The sequence below is a fragment of the Solimicrobium silvestre genome (assembly GCF_002976435.1).
Taxonomy (GTDB): domain Bacteria; phylum Pseudomonadota; class Gammaproteobacteria; order Burkholderiales; family Burkholderiaceae_D; genus Solimicrobium; species Solimicrobium silvestre.
Window position 1 is genome coordinate 29,200 of record NZ_PUGF01000019.1, and the last position, 22,393, is coordinate 51,592.

The window sequence follows — 22,393 nt, forward strand, 5'->3', positions numbered from 1 at the left end:
TTCTCCCTCAATATCCCATTAGGACTACATCAACTCGCCGCCATCCACCGGAATTGCCTGCCCATTCATGGCTGAAGATGCTGGCATGCATAACCATGCCACGGCATTCGCTACTTCTTCCACTTGCACCAATCTGCCTTGTGGGTTACTGGCCGCCAACTCAGCCCGCGCTTGCTCCTCAGTGCGGCCGGTTTTTTTAACGATATTGGCAATTGCTTGCTGTATTAAATCGGTTTCGGTATAACCAGGGCAAACGGCATTCACCGTAATACCTTTTTTAGCGACTTCTAATGCCAAAGAACGGGTTAAACCAATAACTGCATGTTTGGTTGCGCAATAAGCTGAGGCATAACCATAACCGGTTAAACCAGCGGTCGAAGCAACATTCACAATGCGTCCCCAGCCCATTTCCAGCATGCCAGGTAAAACAGCTTGAGTACACAGAAGCACACTGGTTAAATTAACCGATAGCATGGAATTAAATAGCGCCAAATCGGTTTTCATGAAAGGGGCTGAATGTGCTTGACCGGCATTATTAACCAAAATAGCAATCGGCCCAAACTGTGCTACGGCAGTATTAAATGCGGCTGCCACGGCAGAACTATCAGTCAAATCTAATTCAACGCAATTAACCTCACCAAAAGCACTTAATTTTTCAGCGACTTGCTGCAAATTAGATAAGCTCCGAGCCACAATAGTGACCTTGGCGCCTTGTTGCAACAACGCTTGTGCAATCGCTAAACCAATACCACGCGTACCGCCTGTGACTAGCGCATGTTTACCTTTTAAATTAACCACTTTATCCGTCATATTATTTACCTAAAGATTGCGAAATTACCTGTTGAAGCTGTTTCTCACGCGCCAAATTACGTTCTAACTGCAATTTACCTGCTTGATATTGCACAGGCCAGCTAATGTCACTAAAGCCGGATTTAGCCGCCTCATGCAAGGTCCATGCAGGGTCAGCTAAATGCGGGCGAGCGAGGGCACACAAATCCGCCCGGCCTGAGGCAATGATGCTATTGACTTGATCTGCATCAGTAATGGCACCAACGGCAATGGTGGGGATATCGACTTCATTACGAATTCGGTCAGAAAACGGCGTTTGAAACATACGGCCATATACTGGCTTTTCTTGCTTGCTAACTTGCCCGGCTGAGCAATCTATCATGTCCGCACCGGCCTGTTTAAAAAAGCGCGCAATCAAGACCGCATCGCTAGGCGTAATTCCGCCCTCCACCCAATCATGGGCAGAAATTCGCACGCTAATTGGTTTATCGGCTGGCCAAACTTCGCGTATTGCAGCAAATACCTCTAATGGATAACGGCAGCGATTTTCCAAACTTCCACCATATGCATCAGTACGATGATTCGTTAGTGGGCTAATAAAGCTGGATAAAAAATAGCCGTGCGCGCAATGTAACTCCAACCAGTCAAAGCCAGCCTTATCCGCAGCGATTGTCGCCATCACAAAGTCATCTTGAATGCGTTGCATATCATCCAGGCTTGCTGCACGGGCAATTTGTGATACGCCAGGGTAGTAGCATTGCTCGGAAGCCGCAACCAAGGGCCAATTATCTTCGCCCAAGGGTTGATCTATACCATCCCAAGCACGTTTGGTGGAGCCCTTAGCTCCGGCGTGACCTAGCTGCATCGCTATTTTAGCGTCGCTATTCGTGTGCACAAAATTAACAATCCGCGCCCAGGCTACGGTGTGCTCGGGTGAGTACAAACCTGGGCAAGCGGGAGTAATGCGCGCATCGGCTGATACACAGGTCATTTCTGCAAATACCAAACCTGCGCCGCCCATTGCTCGACTTCCTAAATGCACTAAGTGATAATCGCCCGCTACGCCGTTTATTGCCGAATATTGCGCCATCGGCGACACGACAACACGGTTTTTTAAACGGACACCGCGCAATTGAAAAGGTAAAAACATCGGCGGGACGGGCTTATTTTCAAACTTATTATCGGGGTTACTTTGCTGCACCTGATTCGCTAGCCATTGCTCATAATTACTAATATAAGCGGCATCGCGCAAGCGTAAATTATCGTGCGACAAACGCTGACTGCGGGTGAGTAATGAATAAGCGAATTGTGGCGCTTGCATGGCGGTATAACGGCTGACGTTTTCAAACCATTCCATCGAATTACGCGCTGCGCTTTGAATTTTAATCACGTCGATTGCGCGACTTTCCTGATAATGTTCCAAAACCGATTCCATACCTTGCGCGCCATATTGCTTAAAGCATGCCGCCAATTCGATGGCGTCTTCCAACGCTAATTTAGTACCTGAGCCAATTGAAAAATGCGCGGTGTGGGCAGCGTCGCCCATCAATACTATCGGCACAAATTTACTATCCAGTTGCACCGTATGCACCCAATTTTGGCAAATAATACGCGGAAATTTGATCCAATTAGTTGAACCACGCAAATGGCTGGCATTGCTCATTAAGGCATGTCCATCCAAATACTTAGCGAATATTTTTTCACAAAATACAGCGGCTTCCGCTTGTTCCATTTGATCCAAACCAGCTTTGAACCAAACCTCTTCCGGTGCTTCAATAATGAAGGTGGAAAGCTCAGCATCGTATTGATACGCATGCGCTTGAAACCAGCCAAACTCGGTTTCTTCAAATGCAAAGGTAAATGCGGAAAACTGTTTTTTAGTGCCTAACCAAACAAAGCGACATAAACGGGTTTCAATATCCGGTTGGTAACTGGCTGCATATTTGGTTCTGATACGGGAATTTAAACCGTCGGCGGCAATAACTAAATCGGCCTGATATTGTTCGGCCAGGGCTAATTCATCTTGCACATCGTTTTCAAACACTAAACGCACACCTAGATCTTCACAGCGTTTTTGAAGAATATTCAGTAAATGTTTGCGCCCAATCCCACAAAAGCCATGCCCACTCGATGTGATTTTTTGGCCTTTAAAATGCACATCGATGTCATCCCAGTGATTAAACGCCTGCAAAATTTGTTGCGCACTAATATCATCTGACTGTACTAAATTTCCCAGCGTCTGATCAGAAAAAACTACACCCCAACCAAACGTATCATAGGGACGATTACGCTCAACGACGGTAATTTGATGCTCTGGATTTTGCAGCTTCATGAGTAGGCCAAAATATAGGCCGGCTGGGCCTCCGCCTATACATAGAATATTCATATTGGTATTTTTCATCTTCACTAACTCCGCAATTTAAATCGTTGCAACTTACCGGTTTCAGTACGCGGCAAACTGTCTTTAAATTCAATTGCACGCGGATATTTATACGGTGCGATGATTTCTTTTACATAGCTTTGCAAGCCTGCCACCATGTTCGCATCACTTTTAGCATCGCCCTTAAATTCCGGGCACAGCACAATGTAGGCCTTAACTATTTGCCCACGCTCTTCATCCGCACAGCCAATCACGGCACATTCAGCTACGGCCGGATGTTGCAACAACACCTCCTCCACTTCAGGAGCAGCGATGTTATAACCGGCAGAGATAATCATGTCATCGGTTCTGGCGCGATACCAAAAATAGCCATCGTCGTCCATTTCATAAGCATCACCAGTGACATTCCAGCCATTACAGACATAGTTAGCCTGACGTGGGTCAGCTAAATAACGGCAGCCGGTCGGGCCTTTAACTGCCAAGCGCCCAACCACGCCTGCGGCTACCGGCTGACCGTCATCGTCCAGTATGCATGCCTGATAACCTGGAATTGGTTTACCCGTCGCACCAGGGCGAACTTCATCGTCCGCCGCTGAGATAAATATATGCAGCATTTCAGTCGCGCCTATCCCATCGATCATGCGCAGGCCCGTGGCTTGTTGCCATGCAGCTCGGGTTGCGATTGGCAATGCTTCTCCAGCCGAAACCGTTTTACGTAAGCTGGACAAATCAAATTGATGCGCTAAAACCGCCATATGCCGATAGAAAGTCGGCGCGGTAAAACAGATACTAGCTCGGTAATTTTGGATCGCTTGCAAGAGAGTTTCGGGGCTGTATTTTTCTAATAAGACCGCGCTGGCACCGACTCGCAATGGAAATAACGCCAAACCACCTAAACCAAAGGTAAATGCCAACGGTGGTGTGCCGATGAAGATATCATCCGCGTTACTGCGCAAGGTTGAAACGGGAAAGCAATCGCAAATTGCCATCACATCGCGATGAAAATGCACGGTGGCTTTAGGTTTCCCGGTGGTGCCGGATGTGAATCCGATCAAGCAAACGTCTTCCACGCTAGTTGCAAACGTGGTGAATTCGGTGGATTTTTTAGCCAGGAGCTCTTCCAACCCACCATCTTTACTATTCTGATCTAGTGCGCCGTAATAAATTATTTTTTGTAAAACAGGATGCTGTTCTTGTGCGCTCAGTAGTTCATCTTTTAAGTCAACGCTACACAAAGCCGCGCTAATTTGCGCTTGCTCCAGCATCACGCCTAGTTCTCTGGAGCGTAACATCGGCATACTAGGTACGGCAATGCAACCCACCTGCCAAACCGCTAAAATACACGCCACCAACATTGGATTATTCGCCCCGCGCAATAGCACCCGATTACCCGGGATTAATTGCATTTGGTCACGCAGTACATGGCTGATTTGATTGACTTGCGCCTGAAGTTGCGCATAGCTTAGAGTGGCGTCGGCGCCAATTAACGCCGCTTTATCCGGGTGGAGAGCCACTTTACTTAATAGCTCTTGCGCACAGTTTAATTGTGCTGGGTACTGTAAATGCGATAAATCAAACAGTAATTCAGGCCATTCTGACCGCGGCGGTAAATTTTCAGATGCAAAATTATCCCTGATTATATCCAGACCTTGATCCAATTTCACAGTACTCATAGCTTCTCCATACCTACGACGCTTAAGCCAGATTAAGCAAGAAAAATTACTTTAAACCTAAAATAGTTTTCTGTAAAGGGAAGTTATCAAAAAATATTATTTAGAATGACAAGCACACGCCTCGCCATGCGCAGCAGCAACTAACTCATGCAAAATACCGCATTCCAAGCCGAAATGCGTTGCATCGCAACGTGCCCGCAAAGTAGTTAATTGATTTTCCAGCGCCTGCATGCTAGCCAAACGTGCTCGAACCCGATTAATTTGCTGGTCAATCAAGCTATTAATATCGCCGCAATCATTACTTGGATGCGTCATAAACTCAACTAAGCGCGTAATTTCAGCCAGTGGCATATCCAAAGCACGGCAATGCCGGATAAAAGAAAGCCGCTCCAAATGCGCCTTGTTATAACTTCGATAGCCATTTGCCAAGCGCAAAGGCTCTGCTAACAACCCGGCTTTTTCATAGTAACGAATCGTTTCTACCTCAACTCCCGTGGCTTGCCCAAGCTCTCCGATACGCATTATTTTCTCCCAAGTTAAAAAATAACCAAGTAAGCATTATAAGCCACTTGACCTTGTAGCTACTATAGGCTTTACATTGGCAGCTAGAAACAATATTGAACAGCCGCGAGAGCGTATTAGTTAATAAGTTTAAGCGTAAGCAGTAAATTTTCTCAACGGTTTATGGGGTAAAAAATGGCGAACTATCTGCAAATAAAATCCAAACACAGCCACGGCAGCAACTGCAACCACGGTCACAGCCACGACCATGGGCACGACCATAAACACGAAGAGAAGCAAGAGCACAAGCATGATCACGGCGCTCACGCTGGAAGAGCTTGCAGCGCTGGCGCTCCGGTGACATTCACCGGCCTGGCCGCGCAGATCGCGGTCGATGGCGGCGTGCGCACCGCAATGCGTATCACGCAGATGGACTGCCCGACCGAAGAAGGATTAATCCGCAAAAAACTGGGCGGCATGGCGCAAGTCAAAAGCATGGAATTCAACCTGATGCAGCGCGTACTTACTGTAGTGCATGCACCCGAGGCACTGGACTCCGTTATTCAAGCAATACGTTCATTAGGTTTCGAACCGGAATTGCCCGGAGCCAGCGGCGAGTTGGCCGCCGAAGTGCAGGCACCGGCCAAAGCTTGGTGGCCGTTAGCATTGGCAGTAGTCGCTGCGATAGGTGCCGAGGCCAGCTCCTGGCTAGCTTGGCCCGCGGCGCTGGGTATTGCGCTGGCGTTGCTGGCAATTGGAGCATGCGGCCTGAGTACTTACAAAAAGGGCTGGATCGCACTACGCAATGGCAATCTGAATATTAATGCGTTGATGAGTATTGCTGTAACCGGTGCAGCGCTGATCGGTCAATGGCCGGAAGCAGCTATGGTCATGGTGTTATTCACGATTGCCGAATTGATTGAAGCCAAGTCGCTGGACCGCGCGCGCAATGCCATTAAAGGTTTAATGCAACTCACGCCTGAACGCGCCACGGTGCAGCAGGCCGACGGCAGTTGGAGCGACGTGGACGCCAAGAGCGTTACGCTAGGTAGTGTGGTGCGCATCAAACCCGGTGAACGTATCGGGCTGGATGGCCAGATTGTGCAGGGCCGCTCAAGCATCAACCAGGCACCGATCACCGGAGAGAGTTTGCCGGTCGACAAGGCCGAAGGCGACGCAGTATTTGCGGGCACTATCAATGAATCTGGCTCATTCGACTACCGAGTCACGGCAGCAGCCAACGACAGTACCTTGGCACGCATCATTCACGCAGTGGAAGAAGCGCAAGGCGCCAAAGCACCGACCCAGCGTTTCGTCGACCAGTTCTCACGGATCTACACGCCAACGGTATTTGGGCTGGCCGTATTAGTCGCTGTGCTCCCACCGTTGCTGATAACCGGCGCGGGATGGCATGAATGGATATATAAAGCTCTGGTATTACTGGTGATCGCCTGCCCTTGTGCATTGGTGATTTCAACACCGGTAACCATCGTTAGCGGTTTGGCTGCCGCAGCTCGACGCGGAATTTTGATCAAGGGCGGCGTCTACCTGGAAGATGGCCGCAAGCTCTCTTGGTTGGCGTTGGACAAAACCGGCACGATCACTCATGGCAAACCGATGCAGACTGATTTTGCTGTCATCGCCACTGATGTGTCAGCCGAAGACAGCCAGCGCTGGGCCATGAGTTTGGCTGCACGTTCCGACCATCCTGTTTCTAAAGCCATTGCCAAGGCCAATATCGGTACGGCACCAGAGCAGGTCGAAGCATTTGAGGCGCTGTTAGGCCGCGGCGTGCGTGGCGTGATTAATGGCCGCAACTACTTCCTCGGCAACCACCACATGGTGGAAGAATTAGGTCGCTGTTCGCTTGAACTGGAAGCCCGCCTAGACGTCTTGGAGCGTCAGGGCAAGAGCGTAGTGCTACTAGTGGACGACAGCCATGTATTAGCGCTGTTCGCTGTAGCCGACACGGTGAAAGAAAGCAGCCGTGCGGCGATTGCCGAACTACACGCGTTAGGTATCAAGACCATGATGCTGACCGGCGACAACCCGCACACAGCCGAAGCGATTGCCGCGCAAGTCGGCATTGATGAGGCACGCGGCAACCAGTTACCTCAAGATAAACTGCAAGCCATCGAAGCACTGGCACGTAAAGGCGCCGTGGTCGGAATGGTAGGGGATGGCATTAACGATGCTCCTGCACTGGCGCGTGCCAACATCGGTTTCGCCATGGGCGCGATGGGCACCGATACGGCGATTGAGACCGCCGATGTGGCACTGATGGACGACGACTTACGCAAAATCCCTGGCTTTGTAAGACTGTCGCGTGCTACGCATTCAATACTGATGCAGAACATCGCGCTGGCACTCGGCATCAAGCTGGTGTTTCTGGTACTGACTCTGACGGGCGCGGGCACCATGTGGATGGCGGTATTCGCCGACGTAGGCGCTAGCTTGCTAGTGATCGGTAATGGACTACGCTTGATGCGGCATAAAGTTTAACTGTACTAACTTAAAAAACATCAACTGCGCTGCCGGACTTATTTGCAGACACCTGAATGGAAGTGCAATAAAACTGCACTTCCATTTTTACATGTTACTGTTTTTGGCTCATGAGTTTGGCGGCACCGGCCTTGCTCATAGTGCCAATTCACTCAATTCCGGATGTTCATCAGGACGGCGGCCAATCGGCCAAAAGAATTTGCGCTCAGATTCGCTGATCGGAAGATCATTAATACTTGCATGGCGGTGCGTCATGTAACCTTCCGCATTAAATTCCCAGTTTTCATTACCATAGGCACGAAACCATTGCCCGGCATCGTTATGATATTCATACGCGAACCGCACCGCAATGCGGTTGCCGCCATACGCCCACAACTCTTTGATTAACCTGTATTCCAGCTCCCTCCCCCACTTCCGCGTCAAGAATTGATGAACCTGTTCGCGCCCGACAGGGAAATCGGTTCGATTGCGCCAGCGCGTATCTTCCGTGTAGACAAATACCACCTTGTCCGGATCTCGGGTATTCCACGCATCTTCAGCCAAGCGTACTTTTTGAATTGCTGTTGCCTTGGTAAATGGCGGCACAGGTAGTTTGATAGTCATCATAATTCCCTTAAATAGGTTACTGAAATAATTAATAGACAGATCTGTCTGTTTTTAAGTATATACACGATGAACAGGTCTGTCTATAATACGATTTTGCAAACTATGAATTCACCATGTCACAACCATCGAACCCGCGCGAACGTATTCTGCTAACCGCTCATGACCTGTTTTATCGCGACGGCATTCGTGCAACCGGAATAGACCGGGTTATTGCAGAATCAGGCGTCGCCAAGGCCACCTTCTATAAATATTTCCCAAGTAAAAACGATCTCATTTATGAATTTCTGGAATATCGACATCAATATTGGATGACCTGGTTCGTTGATGCGCTACAGCGCCACGGCGACGAGCCCAAGGCGCTAACTCTGGCGATGGCAGAGTGGTTTGCGAATGCGGGTTTTCGCGGCTGCGCCTTCATTAATAGCGTTGCAGAATTAGGTGGAACGTTACCTGAGGTGCTGGAAATTTCACGACGTCATAAGCAAGAAATGACTGAAACTATTTCCAAACTTTTACCGCCATCCCGACACCGAAAACAGGATGCCGCCGCGTTAAGCCTGGCTGTAGATGGAGCCATTATTCGAGCACAGTGTGATCCAGAACCGGATGCTGCACTGGCATCGCTGGAATTAATCCGAAAATTATTGATGGCTACACCAAAATAATTCCATTTATTTCAACATGCCCTGGTATTTAAAAAAATATTGGGCGTGTATATAGCCCCCTCAGATCTACCCCAAATCTTAATTAATGCGCAGACAAATGCGCTATCGCTTACGTCCCTCCCACTCCACGATAATTGCAAAAAAGTCCTGATCGATCAAAGAGAATTGCACAACTTTGTGCTGCATTCTGCGCAGTGAAAATCGCAATACCGATCATGCAACAGCATCCTCTTTTCGGCAATAAATCAACTTAAATAGTTATTATATTTAATTGACATTTTTAAATTAAAATTGTATATACAGTAACTCTTGATAAGCGGCAGTCTGAGCAAAAGATTGCCGCATCAAACAGTGTGCCGTTCAGATCGCTTGAACAAAAGCCACCATAAGCTCGACACAGATCGGCAAATACGTCAGCAAATTAAATCAACAAGGAGATACCTCATGCAAAAACAGACAATGGTCCGCGGATTAACCGCCCGGCATATCCGATTTATAGCGCTGGGTTCAGCGATTGGTACCGGATTATTTTATGGCTCGGCAAGCGCAATTCAACTGGCCGGGCCGTCCGTGATACTGGCCTACCTGATCGGCGGCGTAGCCATTTACCTGATGATGCGCTCGCTCGGCGAAATGGCCGTGCACAATCCCATATCAGGCTCGTTCGGGCATTATGCCGGCCAATATCTGGGGCCGTTAGCGGGGTTTCTTACCGGCTGGACTTATGCACTTTCCATGATGTTCGTCTGTCTGGCCGATGTCACAGCGGTGGGCATTTATATGAGCTTTTGGTTTCCAGACGTGGCACGCTGGGTGTGGGTACTCAGCATTATTTTATTTGTCGGCGCACTGAATTTATGTAACGTGAAAGTGTTCGGCGAGATGGAGTTCTGGCTGACCTTAATCAAGGTCGGCGCAATTGTTGCCATGATCGCTGGCGGTGCAGCCATTATTATATTTGGACTGGGAAATACCCAGCCCGCTGGCGTTAGCCATCTTTGGCAAGATGGCGGATTTATGCCGAATGGAATAGGCGGCATGGTCGCGTCATTTACCATAGTAATGTTTGCGTTTGGCGGGGTTGAAATAATCGGCATTTCTGCCGGAGAGGCACAAGACCCGCAAAAGAGCATTCCTAAAGCGATTAATGCGGTACCAGTTCGTATTCTGCTGTTTTATGTGCTGACTTTATTCGTCTTAATGTCGATCTACCCTTGGCGACAAATAGGTAGCGAGGGAAGTCCTTTTGTGCAGATATTTGACAGCCTGAATATTACTTTTGCCGCAGCCATGCTAAATTTTGTCGTGATTTCTGCCGCCATTTCCTCGATTAACAGCGATATCTTTGCCGCCGGTCGGATGCTGTATGGAATGGCATTGAAAGGTCAGGCACCGGCCGGTTTTGCCCGTCTGTCTGCATCAGGCGTACCAACGTTGACGGTATTGGTAATGGGTGCAACGCTGTTATTTGGCGTCGTGCTTAACTATCTCATGCCAGAAGATGTATTCCTGCTGTGCGCTTCCATTGTCACGTTTGCCTGTGTCTGGGTGTGGCTGGTTATTTTACTGTCGCAATTTTCCATGCGCATGAAAATGAGCAAAGAAGAAGTCGCCAATTTAAAATTCCCTGTCCTGTTTTGGCCCTACGGCCCAATAATCGCTACCGCATTTATGGTGTTTATTTTTGGCGTTCTCGGTTATTTCCCTAAAACACAACCAGCCTTAATAGTTGGTGTTGTTTGGCTCATCGTGCTGAGTATTGTTTATAAATTTTGGATGAAGCCATTCACGCCAAAAATTGAACAACAAAACTAGTTGCGTGTTTTTCTTTCGTTATTCCAGCCTATGCTGGAATAACGTTAACAGCGAAATGAAGTAACAAATGGGAGAATCAACAATGCAGAATCAGCCCTATGAATTTATTGTTCAACCAGAGATTATCGAATCATTTCAACGCGACGGCGCAGTATGTATCCGTCGCTTATTTACGCCGGATGAAGTTGCGCTGTTAGAAAGCGGGATTGAAGAAAATCTTCGTGCGCCGAGTACCCGATCCAAAATCGCTAGCAAAGCAGATGATCCTGGTCGTTTTTTTGAAGACTTCTCCAACTGGCAAGAAATCGACGCCTATCAACGCTTTATTGTGCATAGTCGTGTCGGCAGCGTGGCGGCCCAGCTCATGCAAAGTGACACGGCACGTTTGTATCACGATCATTTATTGGTCAAGGAACCCAACACCAGACAAAAAACTCCCTGGCATCAAGATCAACCTTATTACAACATTGAGGGTCGGCAGAATTGCAGTATGTGGATGCCGGTTGATCCAGTCACCAGAGAAGCAACGCTGGAATTTGTGGGCGGTTCACATTTGGGGCCTTGGCTGATGCCGCGCACTTTTTTAGATAATCAAGCCAAGTGGTTTCCCGAAGGAAGTCTGACGGCATTACCTGATATTGATGCCGATCGATCAGCCTGGAATATTTTAGGTTGGGCGCTGGAGCCATGTGACGCAGTGTTCTTTCATATGCTGACACTGCACGGCGCGAACGGTGTTGGTAGCGCACGGCGGCGGCGCGTTTTTTCGGTACGTTTTCTGGGCGATGACGTGCGCCATGCTCCACGCCAATGGAAAACTTCGCCTGAATTTCCTGGCTTGGCAGAAGCATTGCCAGCCGGAGCTGCAATGCAGCATCCGCTATTTCCTCTGTTATGGCCGCGCAGATAAATCAATCCAATTGGAGACAAAACAAAATGAAAAAATCATTATTTATGCTTGCAGCACTCGGCGCACCTGAATTCGCTGAGGCGCAATCCAACGTTACTATTTACGGCATTGCCGATATGTCGATTAACCACTTCTCCGGCAGTAATGGCGGTTTACAAGAAAACAACTCTGTGACACGTCTTGATTCAAACGCAGGCAACAATTTTGCTGGTAGTCGACTCGGCTTCAAAGGTCGTGAAGACTTGGGTGGCGGATTGAGTGCCGACTTTAAACTGGAAATGGGCATTCAAATGGATACCGGCCGTTCTGAACAGGGTGGCCGACTGTTTGGCCGTGCCGCCAATATAGGCTTGAACACTGGCTACGGCTCACTACATCTAGGTCGTCAAGATACACCCGCATTTGACTTGCTCAACAGTTCTGATCCGATGGGAGTTGGCTTGGCAGGTACCACCGCCAATATTCATATTGGCAATAAATCGGCCTTTCCAGTTGGTCAGCCAGGAGCTGCGCCACAACAGGGCTGGATTGGAATCGGCGCTATCCGAGCTAACAATAGTATTCGCTATGACACACCCAACTTCAATGGCTTCAGTGCCAGTGTTCTCTATGGCATGGGCGAAGTAGCTAGTTCAAGCAATGGCAATCTCGGTATTGTTGGCTTGAATTATAAATCGCAGGCAATGACCATCGGCTATGTACATATTGATGATAATAGTGCTGGAGTAGTGACCGCTCAAACTGCAGACTTTAAACAAAAAAGCGACGCACTGGCATTCACCTACGACTTTAAAATAGCCAAGCTATACACGCTGGCCGCAACCAAAAAAGCGGACTCGGCCGGTATTGAAGATAAAGCCAATTACTATCTGCTCGGCATGAACGCGCCCATTACCAGCAGGGACCAAATCATGCTGAGCTGGAATCGCTCGGCTGGTCGCAATTCCAACGCAAACAGTGCCGATCAATTCAGCATAGGCTATTCACATGCGTTATCCAAACGGACTATTCTCTACACCTCGTTTTCCAAGATACTAAATAAAGGTAACGCCTCTTTTGGTATCGACGGCTACGACGGACACGATGGCGCAAATTTTGACTATTCGAGGCTTTTCAACGCCGGAATTCTTCATTCCTTTTAATCTTGCACGTAGTTTGGGCTGATGCCGTTCATCAGCCCAAACTTGACAATGATTCACGAGCGAACCTCCCACTCCCCCCCCAAATCTTCAACATTTTTGTTTCTGCTTTGTTTCTATCCGCAAATAGAAACGCCAGGATACAAGAAGCCTCTTAGCAAGACACAAGCCAGCAACACAAACCCGTTTTAATACACTCACTGGCGTACATCGTGCATCGCCGAGTCGGTCTGCTGACATATCAGCCAGGCAAGGACAAAATTCGACTAAAAATGCACTTCATCTAACGAAAGAGTGAAATGAGTTTAAAACCAATGTTACGCCCGCCGATCATCTTGCATGACGTGGTCAAAAGCTATGAAACGCCATCCGGGTCATTTATGGCATTAAAAAAAGTCAGCCTTGAAATTCAGCAAGGGGAATTTATTGCCGTAGTCGGCAAATCAGGTAGCGGCAAAACGACCCTGCTAAATGTGATTGCCGGAATTGATCGCCCCTCTTCTGGCTCTGTCACCGTGGCTGGACAAGCTTTGCAGGAGCTTAGCGAACATCAGCTATCAACCTGGCGCGGTACGACGGTGGGAATAGTGTTTCAATTCTTTCAATTACTTCCAACCTTGACCGCCCTTGAAAATGTGATGCTGGCGATGGATTTTTGCAAGAAATATCCTGCTCGCGAGCGCCGGGCACGCGCAATGGAACTGCTAGCCAAGGTTGGCGTAAGTGAACAGTCCAACAAACTGCCCGCGACGCTTTCCGGCGGCCAGCAACAACGGGTAGCCATCGCACGCGCTTTAGCTAACGCACCGACGCTGATCGTTGCGGATGAACCAAGCGGCAACCTGGATTCAGTAACGGCAGCGACTGTTCTTGGTCTGCTACGCACGCTGGCAGACAGCGGCACCACGGTCGTCGTCGCCACGCATGACAAAGATATTGCCGCACTGAGCGACCGCAGTATTTATGTCGCCGATGGCAAGCTAGAATCGGTCTCAGCGTCAGCTTCAGTTTCGTCTGCCCAACCGTTACATCCGATACACCTTCAACAAGGAGCGGGATAATGACTACGTTCTGGCGTAAGGCGATTGCCGATTTTTGGCAAGAGCGCACCCGCACCGCGCTGGTCGTCATCGCGATAGCGCTCGGCGTGACCGGTTTTACTGCGGTTTTGTCGAGCTATGCGATTCTGACTCGCGAACTGAATGACGACTACCTCGCCACCAATCCGGCCTCGGCGACGTTGTACACGGATAAAGTTGACGATACGTTGCTGAGTACCATCTTGGAAAATCCGCAAGTGGGTACGGCAGAACCACGTCGTGTGGTGACCGGAAAAATCAAATCAGGGCCAGCCGAATGGCGCAATCTGGTACTTTTTGTAATCAATGATTTTAACAATCTTCGCGTCAGCACCGTGCAGCACGAACAAGGCGCGTGGCCACCGGCGACCGGCGAAATACTCATTGAGCGCGACGCGTTTCAGGTTGCAAAAACCAAGATCGGCGAGCACGTCACAATCAAGATGACCAGTGGGCAAGAACATACACTTCTGGTGAGCGGTGGCGTACACGACGTCGGGCAAGCTCAAGCACGTATGGATAATCTTGTATATGGCTATATCACCTTAGCTACGCTTGCCGAACTTGGGGAACAGCCTTATCTGGATCAGCTAAAAATCGTTGTTGCGAACGATGGTTTTAATCAGGCACATATTCGTGAAGTCGCCGCCGGAATTGAAAAAATCATCATAAAAAATGGTCATTCCGTACTGAAAATCGATGTGCCAGTGCCGGGCGAACATCCACATACCCAAATCATGGGAATGTTATTGCTGGTCATGGCGGGTTTTGGCGTGCTGGTTCTGCTGCTCAGCGGTGTGCTGGTAGTCAACCTGTTAATGGCATTGATGGCGGCACAAATTCGTCAAATCGGCGTAATGAAAGCCATTGGCGGTTCGCGTTGGCAAATTGCACAAATCTATTTCAGCCAGGCGTTATTTCTGGGCCTTGCCTCGTTATTGATTGCTGTTCCGGCGGGCTTGTGGGGCGGACGTGAACTGTGCCGCTTTTTAGGCGTATTCCTTAACTTCGATATCAACAGCTTTGCCGTACCGCTCTGGATTTTCCTCCTGATCGCGGCTATCGGCGTGGTAACGCCGTTACTGGCGGCTGCCCATCCCATATTAAAAGCCTGCAGTGTTTCCGTACGTACTGCCTTATCCGATGTTGGGGTCGTTCACAATCAGTACCGCAGTAGCTGGTTTGATCAATTACTGGCACACCTAAGCGGTGAGCGGCCTACATTGCTGTTTGCGCTACGTAATGTATTTCGCCGACGCACACGTTTGATATTGACCTTAATCACCCTCTCAGTTGCCGGCGTTTTTTTTATGGCGGCGCTCAATGTACGAGCCTCGATGATTGATACGCTTGATCACTTATTTGCGACTCGTCAGTTTGATTTAACCGTCAATTTTGTTGGAATGGCCCCAGATGATGCCGTCACCCGCGCTGTGAGCAATACCGCTGGCATCACCCGCGCCGAAACCTGGATTAATGCCGATGCTATTTTTTCTGCTAAAGGTGAATCTGATAACGCCACAGAGCAGGAAACTCACACTTCCGATGAAAATAAATTCACAGTCATTGCACTGCCTGAACAAACCGCCATGTTCAAACCGAACATTATCGAAGGCCGGAATTTACTGCCGGGTGAAACGGATGCGATTGTCGTTAATCATGTATTGGCGGATAAAATACCCGCAATCAAGGTCGGTGCCATCATCAAATTAAAAATCGGGTCGGAGAAAAACGGTTACCAGCAAAACCAGTGGCATGTCGTCGGTATTGCGCGTGAACCCTTTAGTTCTGCCGCTGGCTATATTCCCAAGGCCTATTACGCCGCTACCAAACCCAACATGAGCAATAGCGTGAATTTGGTGCTGACTCGTACTGATGAAGGCGCAATTAATGCGGTAAAAGCAGATCTCGAACGCAACCTCGAACAACAGGGGATTCATGCTCGCAGCAACTACACCAAAGGAGAAGGCCGCTCAGTAATTGATGAACATATAGTGATGATTTATGTTTTTTTGATTATCATGGCAGGCATTGTCGGTGGCGTGGGTGGACTCGGTTTAATGACCACCATGAGCCTGAATGTGCTGGAACGACGCCGCGAAATGGGTGTGCTGCGAACAATCGGGGCAACGCCGCGCACGGTATGGCTGATAGTCGCGAGCGAAGGTGCCCTGATCGGATTGATGAGCTCGGTACTGGCAATTGCGGCGGCCTGGCCAATCAGCAAAGGTATCGGCGATATGCTGGTTGGACTGATGTTGCGTAGCGTTCTCGATTTTCGTTTTGATCCTAGCGGCATTTGGATTTGGTTGGCAGTCAGCGTAGTATTAGCCGTCGCCGCCAGTTTTATGCCAGCCTGGCAGGCATCCCGTAGTTCGGCGCGTGATGCGCTGGCTTGCGAATAACGGTTAGCTTGGTTGCTGCAGCGATCCTGACACGGTCGCTGTAGCTTCAATGGGTTGTTTTAATGCTTGAATTATTGTTGGGAAATACAGCGAAATATGGAACAAGTTGATCACATTTTAATCGTCGATGACGATGCCGACATCCGTGAACTGTTGGGGCAATACCTCGAAAAAAACGGTTTTAAAGTCAGCGCTGCAGCCAATGGTCGACAAATGCGTCAGATCTTGGCCGTGAGCACAATCGATGTAATCGTGCTTGATCTAATGCTGCCCGGCGAAGACGGTCTGGCATTGTGCCGTGACCTGCAAGTTGGTCGCGCCACCCCTATTCCTATTTTGATGTTAACCGCACGCAACGAAGAGGCCGACCGCATTCTCGGCCTGGAAATGGGCGCCGACGACTACCTTACCAAGCCATTCGCATCACGCGAACTGCTGGCACGGGTGCGTGCCATCTTGCGCCGTTCACGCATGTTGCCGCACGACTTGCACCCAACCGAAACAGCCCATGTATTGGCATTTGGTACTTGGCAGCTAGACACCAGCGTCCGGCATCTGTTCGATAGCAGCAACACCCTGGTTTCGTTGAGCGTGGCGGAATATCGCTTGTTGCGGGTATTTCTAGACCATTCACGACGCGTGCTAACCCGCGACCAATTACTAAACTTAACGCAAGGACGTGACGCGGAACTGTTTGATCGTTCTATCGATATTCTAGTCAGCCGCTTACGCCAACGACTGCGCGATGATCCACGCGAGCCGGTCTATATAAAAACCGTGCGCAATGAAGGTTATGTGTTTTCGGTTCCAGTTGAAATTCGCGTGGCGGCTTCATGAAATCATTTTTTTCGCGCATCAAGAATGCTTGGCCAGACACGCTGTTTGGACGGTTAGTGTTAATTTGGCTATTAACTTTTCTGATCGGGCATGTGCTGGAGATCGGGGCAAGCTACACGACGGTACTGAACTACCAGACCACAAAAAGCGAATACTACTTATCAAAGGATATTGCGCTGCTAGTTCCGGCGCTGGAGCATGCGCAGCCTTCGGAACGCGCACTCTGGCTTCAACGGATGGAACGTCAGGATTATCGCTATGAACTTGGTGCCGGTGCTGCTGCCAACACGATTCAACTCACCTCAACACGGGCCAAAGAAATCAGTGCAGCGTTAAGCCTTGCACTAGACTCACGCTACCTCATCAGCGTCACCGCACCGAATACGCCAAAAGAACTGATGGTATTGCACTTGCCGTTGAGCGACGGCACACCGTTGACTATTCACTTAAATAAAATTGCCCTAAAAATGCCATGGTGGGGCGGAGCCATTTTTGCGACGCAGATTTTATTCCTGATTATTCTGACCTGGTATGCCCTACGTCAGGCAATGCGTCCCTTGCTACGTTTGGCGGAGGCATCCGAAGCACTGGGCTCTTCGCTTCAATGCGAGCCAATTATCGAAAGCGGCCCCTCTGAAGTAGCCCGGGCAGCGGTAGCATTCAATGCAATGCAACGGCGCATCACTGAACATCTGGCAGAACGGGTACACATACTTGCCTCAATCTCACACGATCTGCAAACCCCCATTACCCGCATGCGACTGCGCGCCGACTTATTGGATAACGGCGTAGATAACGGTGCACTCAGAGACAAGCTGCATGGCGACCTGAATGCGATGCAGGTATTGGTAGAAGAAGGCATTGCCTATGCCCGTAGCGCACATAGCGTTAATGAAGTTCCGTGCCGGGTTGATATCGACGCCCTGCTAGACAGCCTGACCTGCGATTACCTTGATGACGGCCAGCAAATTGGGCTGCAAGGCAAAGCCAATCGCGTCATCACCACCCGGCCACACGCGTTGCGACGCATCGTCAGCAATTTGGTCGATAACGCGCTGAAATTTGCGGAACAGGTTGAAATTTCAGTGATGCTGCACACGCCCAATCTACTGAACATATCCGTGCAAGATCGCGGCCCGGGTATTCCAGCCACCGAGCTGGATGCCGTATTGAAGCCGTTCTACAGACTCGAAGCTTCACGCAACCGCAGCAGTGGCGGAACGGGTCTCGGGCTGGCGATTGCGCAACAGCTATCCATCGCATTGGGCGGCACGTTGTCCTTATCCAATCGCGATGGTGGCGGCTTGCAAGCGACTATTTCATTACCATGCTGAGGCGTGAATCCAACAAACAAATTTCCACTACCAACTTAGCTGCGCATGATTTCAGCAACCCAGTTCATAAACAGTTGTGTGCGTTTGGGTAAATGACGTCGATTTACATAAAGTAGCGACACCGGCATTGGCGCGGCGGAATACTCCTTCAAGACTTCCACCAATTTACCTTGAGCGATCAGTTCGCTCACCCCTATTTCCGGCGCTTGAATAATACCCAGCCCAGCCAGACAAGCCGATTGATAAGCATCAGCACTGTTCACCGACATTGCCGCAGCCACTGCTATTTTCTTGCTTTGATCACCATCCTGATAATCAAAAGTACTGATCGAGCTGCCAAATGAAGTAGCGTAGTGAATCATTTTATGCGCAGCCAAATCATCCAGGTTGCGCGGAATGCCATGGTGAGCCAGATACTCCGGGCTGGTGCAATTGAGTAATTTAAAATGCCCAAGCGGTCGGGCAATGAGCGACGAATCACTTAACGTTCCAACGCGTATTACACAATCAAAACCTTCACGTACCAGATCTACGCGCCGATCTGTGCAGCTCAACTCAATATCAATGCGCGGATGCCGGCGCAGGAATTCGGGTAACTTGGGAATGATCCTGTTTTGAGCCACTCCGTTCGGCATATCAACCCGGATACGGCCAGCAATATCAACTTCACTTTGCCTGAACATGGTTTGCAATTCATCCATATCCGCCAGCATATCTTTACTGCGCTCGTAAAAAACCAAACCGTCCTGCGTCATCTGCACGGTGCGCGTCGTGCGCTGCAGCAGTCGCGTACCCAAGCTATTTTCAAGTTGTTTAACAGCCGTTGACACACTGGCTTTGGGTAAACCCAAACTATCCGCCGCCTGCGTAAAGCTAGCGAGTTCCGCAACCCGCACAAAAATTGTCATTGCCTCTAACTGATTCATATTAGCCCTTGAGATTAATTATTGTTCGTATTTTACGAACAGTGTAGTCATTTTTTCGGTCTTTGTTTTAATAAAATTGCGCAATAAACTTGCGTCATCCCATTACCGGGAAGCCATTAATCAAGGGGATTAACATGAGTAATAAAATTGCAATCATAACGGGCGGAAGTCGCGGTTTAGGCAAAAGCGCGGCCTTAAAACTAGCGCAACAGGGAGTCGATGTGATTCTTACTTACCATAGCAAAAAGGCAGAAGCGCTGGCGGTAGTCGCAGAAATTGAGTCCTACGGCGGGCAAGCAGCAGCCCTGCAACTGGATGTAGGTAACAGCGCATCGTTCAATGAATTTGCAACACAAGTGCAGCAGCTTCTAGCCGAAAAATGGCAACGGAAAGATTTTAATTTTTTGGTCAATAACGCCGGTATTGGCATTCATGCAGGGATTGCGGAAACCACGGAAGCCCAGTTTGATCAATTAGTGAATATTCAATTTAAAGGTGTATTTTTCCTAACCCAAAAATTGTTGCCACTAATCGCCGATCACGGCCGGATTATCAATATCTCCACAGGACTAACGCGCTTTGCCTTGCCGGGCTATGCCGCCTACGGAGCAATGAAGGGTGCCATCGAAGTATTGAGCAAATATTTAGCTAAAGAACTGGGGGCACGTGGTATTGCCGTCAACGTCGTGGCACCTGGGGCAATTGAAACCGATTTCGGTGATGGCGCAGTAAGAGACAACTCACAAATCAACAGCTTTATTGCCTCACAAACAGCCTTGGGACGGGTTGGCTTGCCGGACGATATTGGCGGTGTAATCGCCTCTCTGCTAAATGATGCTAATGGCTGGATAAATGCTCAACGTATCGAAGCATCTGGTGGTATGTTTTTATAAAACCGACCACGCGTTGAGCTAATACCACGCTACTCCAAACGCGCGGTACTACGCTCAGGCGCAACCAGCGGCAAACGCAGCTGAAAATGTGCGCCATGCCCGGGGCTGGTGGTTAGCATGATGTTGCCGCCCAAGATGTCGGTGACGATATTATTAACAATATACAGCCCCAGCCCGCTACCGCCCACACCCATCCGCGTCGTAAAAAATGGATCGAAGGCATGCATCGCCACCTCGTCGCACATGCCTTCACCATCATCACTAAACTCAAGAAGTACATACTCATTATCACGTCGTGCGTGCAACAGCATGTTGCCGCTTTCCTTATGAGCGAAAGCATGCACCAAGGCGTTATTAATGAAGCTGGTCACTATCTGTTCAATCGATCCCGGGTAACTATCCAGCTGAATGTTTTCTTCAATATAAACCTTCAGAACATGGCTGCTTTTACTCAAAGTTGGGCGCATGGTTGAGATGATGTCTGTTATCACCCGCTGCAAATCAAAGTGCCGACGACGTTCGCTGGCCTGGTCAACCGCCACCTGCTTGAAGTTACGCACCAAATCTGCAGCCCGAATAATATTGCGCTCGATCAGGCTAGCTTCGTCTATCGTGTTCTCAACATACGTCACCAATGCAGAGCGTTTCAGTGTTCCCGTATTGACCGAGGCGCTCAGTTCCTGAACATGCACATTTAAGGTAGAAGCCGCCATCAGTGCGTTACCAATCGGCGTATTAAGTTCATGTGCTACGCCTGCAACCAGCGTTCCCAGTGCGGCCATTTTTTCGGCCTGTACCAACCTCCGCATCGCGGCCTGCAGTTCGTTATTAATCGCCACCAATTTTTCCTCGGCGCGCTTACGTTGCGTAAAATCATAGAACTGAACCAGCACATGATTTTTGCCGTTGATCTGCATGGGAAGTATTTCACAGTCAAACCAGACTTCCCGCCCAAACAGATTCGTATCGTGAATTTCACAGCGCTGCCCCACTCCCTCAATTAACACCGCCGTGAATTTTTCAAGCAAACCACACGCCTCAAACACGCTGTTGTTGTGGTACTGCAGCATCGACGCTCGCGTCAATGTAAAAATATGGGCATAAGCCTCATTCACCTCAACACACCGGCCATTGGGCGCATATACCGCCATTGGCAAGGGAGAGTTAAATAAGATAGATTCGTTAAACTTCAATAATTCAGCTAATTCTTTGTTGATGTCTTCATATTTCGCTGTATACATTTTGAGCACAACAAAAACCGCAGCCCCAATGAGTGCCGTCACGAAGATCGTCATCAGGTGCGATTGCCACAATGTCAAGCGCGATCCAAACAGAAGGGTTTTTACTGTTTCGAAACAGATCATCAACAAAGCAGTCGCACCGAATACCAGAAAAAGTTGCTTACCTAGCGAGACTTTGTTCGGTGTTATTTTCATCATATCGTCGCACTTGGTCGTGAACTCACAGGTTGTTTTTATGATGTGGAAGGAATTACTGCCATTGGCACTATTAGTATAGTGCGCGAAAGAAATTTTTCAATTAATAACAAAAGGATCACATAACAAAAAACGGTTAATGCCGAACCAAAATTCAACATTAACCGCCTTTCAGAATAGACCTCTACCCAAACACTAATCCAATATTAACTGATGCACTATATTGGTAGATTCATCACCAATCTGGCTGCGCCATGCGCGCGCAAAAAAGGTTCGCTCCTGATCAGTAGGCTGCGACGACCAAGAAACATACAGGGTGCCTTTATCATCATGAAGATTGGCAATTTTTGCGATGCAGGCTTTATTGTCCGAAATATCGGCCTGTCCAATCACATAGCCATAAACCCGATTTAACCGCTCTAAGCGGTCAGGTTCAGTATCGCTATGAATTGCGCTGATAGTGGGGTGATCTAAGTACATTACAGCTTCCTTTCTCATGAATT

The 22,393-nt window shown here is 49.0% G+C and carries 18 protein-coding genes; 10 read left to right on the forward strand and 8 right to left on the reverse strand.

The features are described from left to right. Positions 1 to 24: 24 nt before the first annotated feature. The 4 genes from S2091_RS17575 to cadR all read right to left on the reverse strand — a co-directional run bounded on the left by S2091_RS17575 (position 25) and on the right by cadR (position 5,364). The gene (locus S2091_RS17575) at positions 25 to 810 is read right to left on the reverse strand and encodes an SDR family NAD(P)-dependent oxidoreductase (RefSeq protein ID WP_105533264.1); all 786 of its coding nucleotides are present in this window, start codon (positions 808 to 810) and stop codon (positions 25 to 27) included. A gap of 1 nt (position 811) precedes the next feature. Further along, entirely contained in the window at positions 812 to 3,175 is a 2,364-nt protein-coding gene (locus S2091_RS17580) for a bifunctional salicylyl-CoA 5-hydroxylase/oxidoreductase (RefSeq protein WP_105533318.1), read from the reverse strand. A 20-nt stretch (positions 3,176 to 3,195) separates the two neighbouring features. After that, complete coding sequence (locus tag S2091_RS17585) at positions 3,196 to 4,842, reverse strand: AMP-binding protein (RefSeq protein ID WP_105533265.1); 1,647 nt, start codon at positions 4,840 to 4,842, stop codon at positions 3,196 to 3,198. Positions 4,843 to 4,938: 96 nt separating this feature from the next. Next, the gene (gene cadR, locus S2091_RS17590; protein ID WP_105533266.1) at positions 4,939 to 5,364 is read right to left on the reverse strand and encodes a Cd(II)/Pb(II)-responsive transcriptional regulator; all 426 of its coding nucleotides are present in this window, start codon (positions 5,362 to 5,364) and stop codon (positions 4,939 to 4,941) included. A 174-nt stretch (positions 5,365 to 5,538) separates the two neighbouring features. Here cadR and S2091_RS17595 point away from each other — a divergent pair, with 174 nt between their 5' ends. Beyond that, positions 5,539 to 7,845, forward strand: a complete 2,307-nt coding sequence (locus S2091_RS17595; protein WP_105533267.1) for a heavy metal translocating P-type ATPase — start codon at positions 5,539 to 5,541, stop codon at positions 7,843 to 7,845. A gap of 135 nt (positions 7,846 to 7,980) precedes the next feature. Here S2091_RS17595 and S2091_RS17600 read toward each other — a convergent pair whose 3' ends face one another. Then, positions 7,981 to 8,448: a nuclear transport factor 2 family protein gene (locus S2091_RS17600; RefSeq protein ID WP_105533268.1), complete on the reverse strand. Its 468-nt coding sequence runs from the start codon at positions 8,446 to 8,448 to the stop codon at positions 7,981 to 7,983. 116 nt (positions 8,449 to 8,564) lie between these two features. On the opposite strand from S2091_RS17600, the gene S2091_RS17605 reads away from it, so the two are divergent. The 8 genes from S2091_RS17605 (at position 8,565) to S2091_RS17640 (ending at position 18,635) form a co-directional block, all read left to right on the forward strand. Beyond that, positions 8,565 to 9,116, forward strand: coding sequence for a TetR/AcrR family transcriptional regulator (locus S2091_RS17605; RefSeq protein ID WP_105533269.1), 552 nt, complete (start codon positions 8,565 to 8,567; stop codon positions 9,114 to 9,116). 444 nt (positions 9,117 to 9,560) lie between these two features. Continuing rightward, positions 9,561 to 10,931 carry an amino acid permease gene (locus S2091_RS17610; protein ID WP_105533270.1) on the forward strand — a complete coding sequence of 457 codons (1,371 nt, stop codon included), beginning with the start codon at positions 9,561 to 9,563 and terminating at the stop codon, positions 10,929 to 10,931. Between the two features lie 82 nt (positions 10,932 to 11,013). After that, on the forward strand, positions 11,014 to 11,841 hold the full coding sequence (locus S2091_RS17615) for a phytanoyl-CoA dioxygenase family protein (protein ID WP_105533271.1): 828 nt from the start codon (positions 11,014 to 11,016) through the stop codon (positions 11,839 to 11,841). Positions 11,842 to 11,867: 26 nt separating this feature from the next. Beyond that, the gene (locus S2091_RS17620) at positions 11,868 to 12,983 is read left to right on the forward strand and encodes a porin (protein ID WP_165795022.1); all 1,116 of its coding nucleotides are present in this window, start codon (positions 11,868 to 11,870) and stop codon (positions 12,981 to 12,983) included. Between the two features lie 296 nt (positions 12,984 to 13,279). Continuing rightward, on the forward strand, positions 13,280 to 14,041 hold the full coding sequence (locus S2091_RS17625) for an ABC transporter ATP-binding protein (RefSeq protein WP_207769742.1): 762 nt from the start codon (positions 13,280 to 13,282) through the stop codon (positions 14,039 to 14,041). Next, entirely contained in the window at positions 14,041 to 16,464 is a 2,424-nt protein-coding gene (locus S2091_RS17630; protein ID WP_105533273.1) for an ABC transporter permease, read from the forward strand. The genes S2091_RS17625 and S2091_RS17630 overlap by 1 nt, the downstream gene beginning before the upstream one ends. A gap of 96 nt (positions 16,465 to 16,560) precedes the next feature. Then, positions 16,561 to 17,301: a response regulator gene (locus S2091_RS17635; RefSeq protein ID WP_105533274.1), complete on the forward strand. Its 741-nt coding sequence runs from the start codon at positions 16,561 to 16,563 to the stop codon at positions 17,299 to 17,301. Then, positions 17,298 to 18,635, forward strand: coding sequence for an ATP-binding protein (locus S2091_RS17640; RefSeq protein WP_105533275.1), 1,338 nt, complete (start codon positions 17,298 to 17,300; stop codon positions 18,633 to 18,635). The genes S2091_RS17635 and S2091_RS17640 overlap by 4 nt, the downstream gene beginning before the upstream one ends. Positions 18,636 to 18,670: 35 nt before the next feature. On the opposite strand, the gene S2091_RS17645 is transcribed toward S2091_RS17640, so the two are convergent. After that, positions 18,671 to 19,561 (reverse strand): LysR family transcriptional regulator, encoded by an 891-nt coding sequence (locus S2091_RS17645; RefSeq protein ID WP_105533276.1) that lies wholly within the window; start codon positions 19,559 to 19,561, stop codon positions 18,671 to 18,673. 134 nt (positions 19,562 to 19,695) lie between these two features. Here S2091_RS17645 and S2091_RS17650 point away from each other — a divergent pair, with 134 nt between their 5' ends. Continuing rightward, on the forward strand, positions 19,696 to 20,454 hold the full coding sequence (locus tag S2091_RS17650; RefSeq protein ID WP_105533277.1) for an SDR family oxidoreductase: 759 nt from the start codon (positions 19,696 to 19,698) through the stop codon (positions 20,452 to 20,454). A 29-nt stretch (positions 20,455 to 20,483) separates the two neighbouring features. Here the strand turns inward: S2091_RS17650 and S2091_RS17655 are convergent, their stop codons facing one another. Both S2091_RS17655 and S2091_RS17660 read right to left on the reverse strand, forming a co-directional pair. Next, the gene (locus S2091_RS17655) at positions 20,484 to 21,893 is read right to left on the reverse strand and encodes a PAS domain-containing sensor histidine kinase (RefSeq protein WP_105533278.1); all 1,410 of its coding nucleotides are present in this window, start codon (positions 21,891 to 21,893) and stop codon (positions 20,484 to 20,486) included. Between the two features lie 192 nt (positions 21,894 to 22,085). Beyond that, positions 22,086 to 22,370 carry a hypothetical protein gene (locus S2091_RS17660; RefSeq protein ID WP_105533279.1) on the reverse strand — a complete coding sequence of 95 codons (285 nt, stop codon included), beginning with the start codon at positions 22,368 to 22,370 and terminating at the stop codon, positions 22,086 to 22,088. Positions 22,371 to 22,393 lie beyond the last annotated feature (23 nt).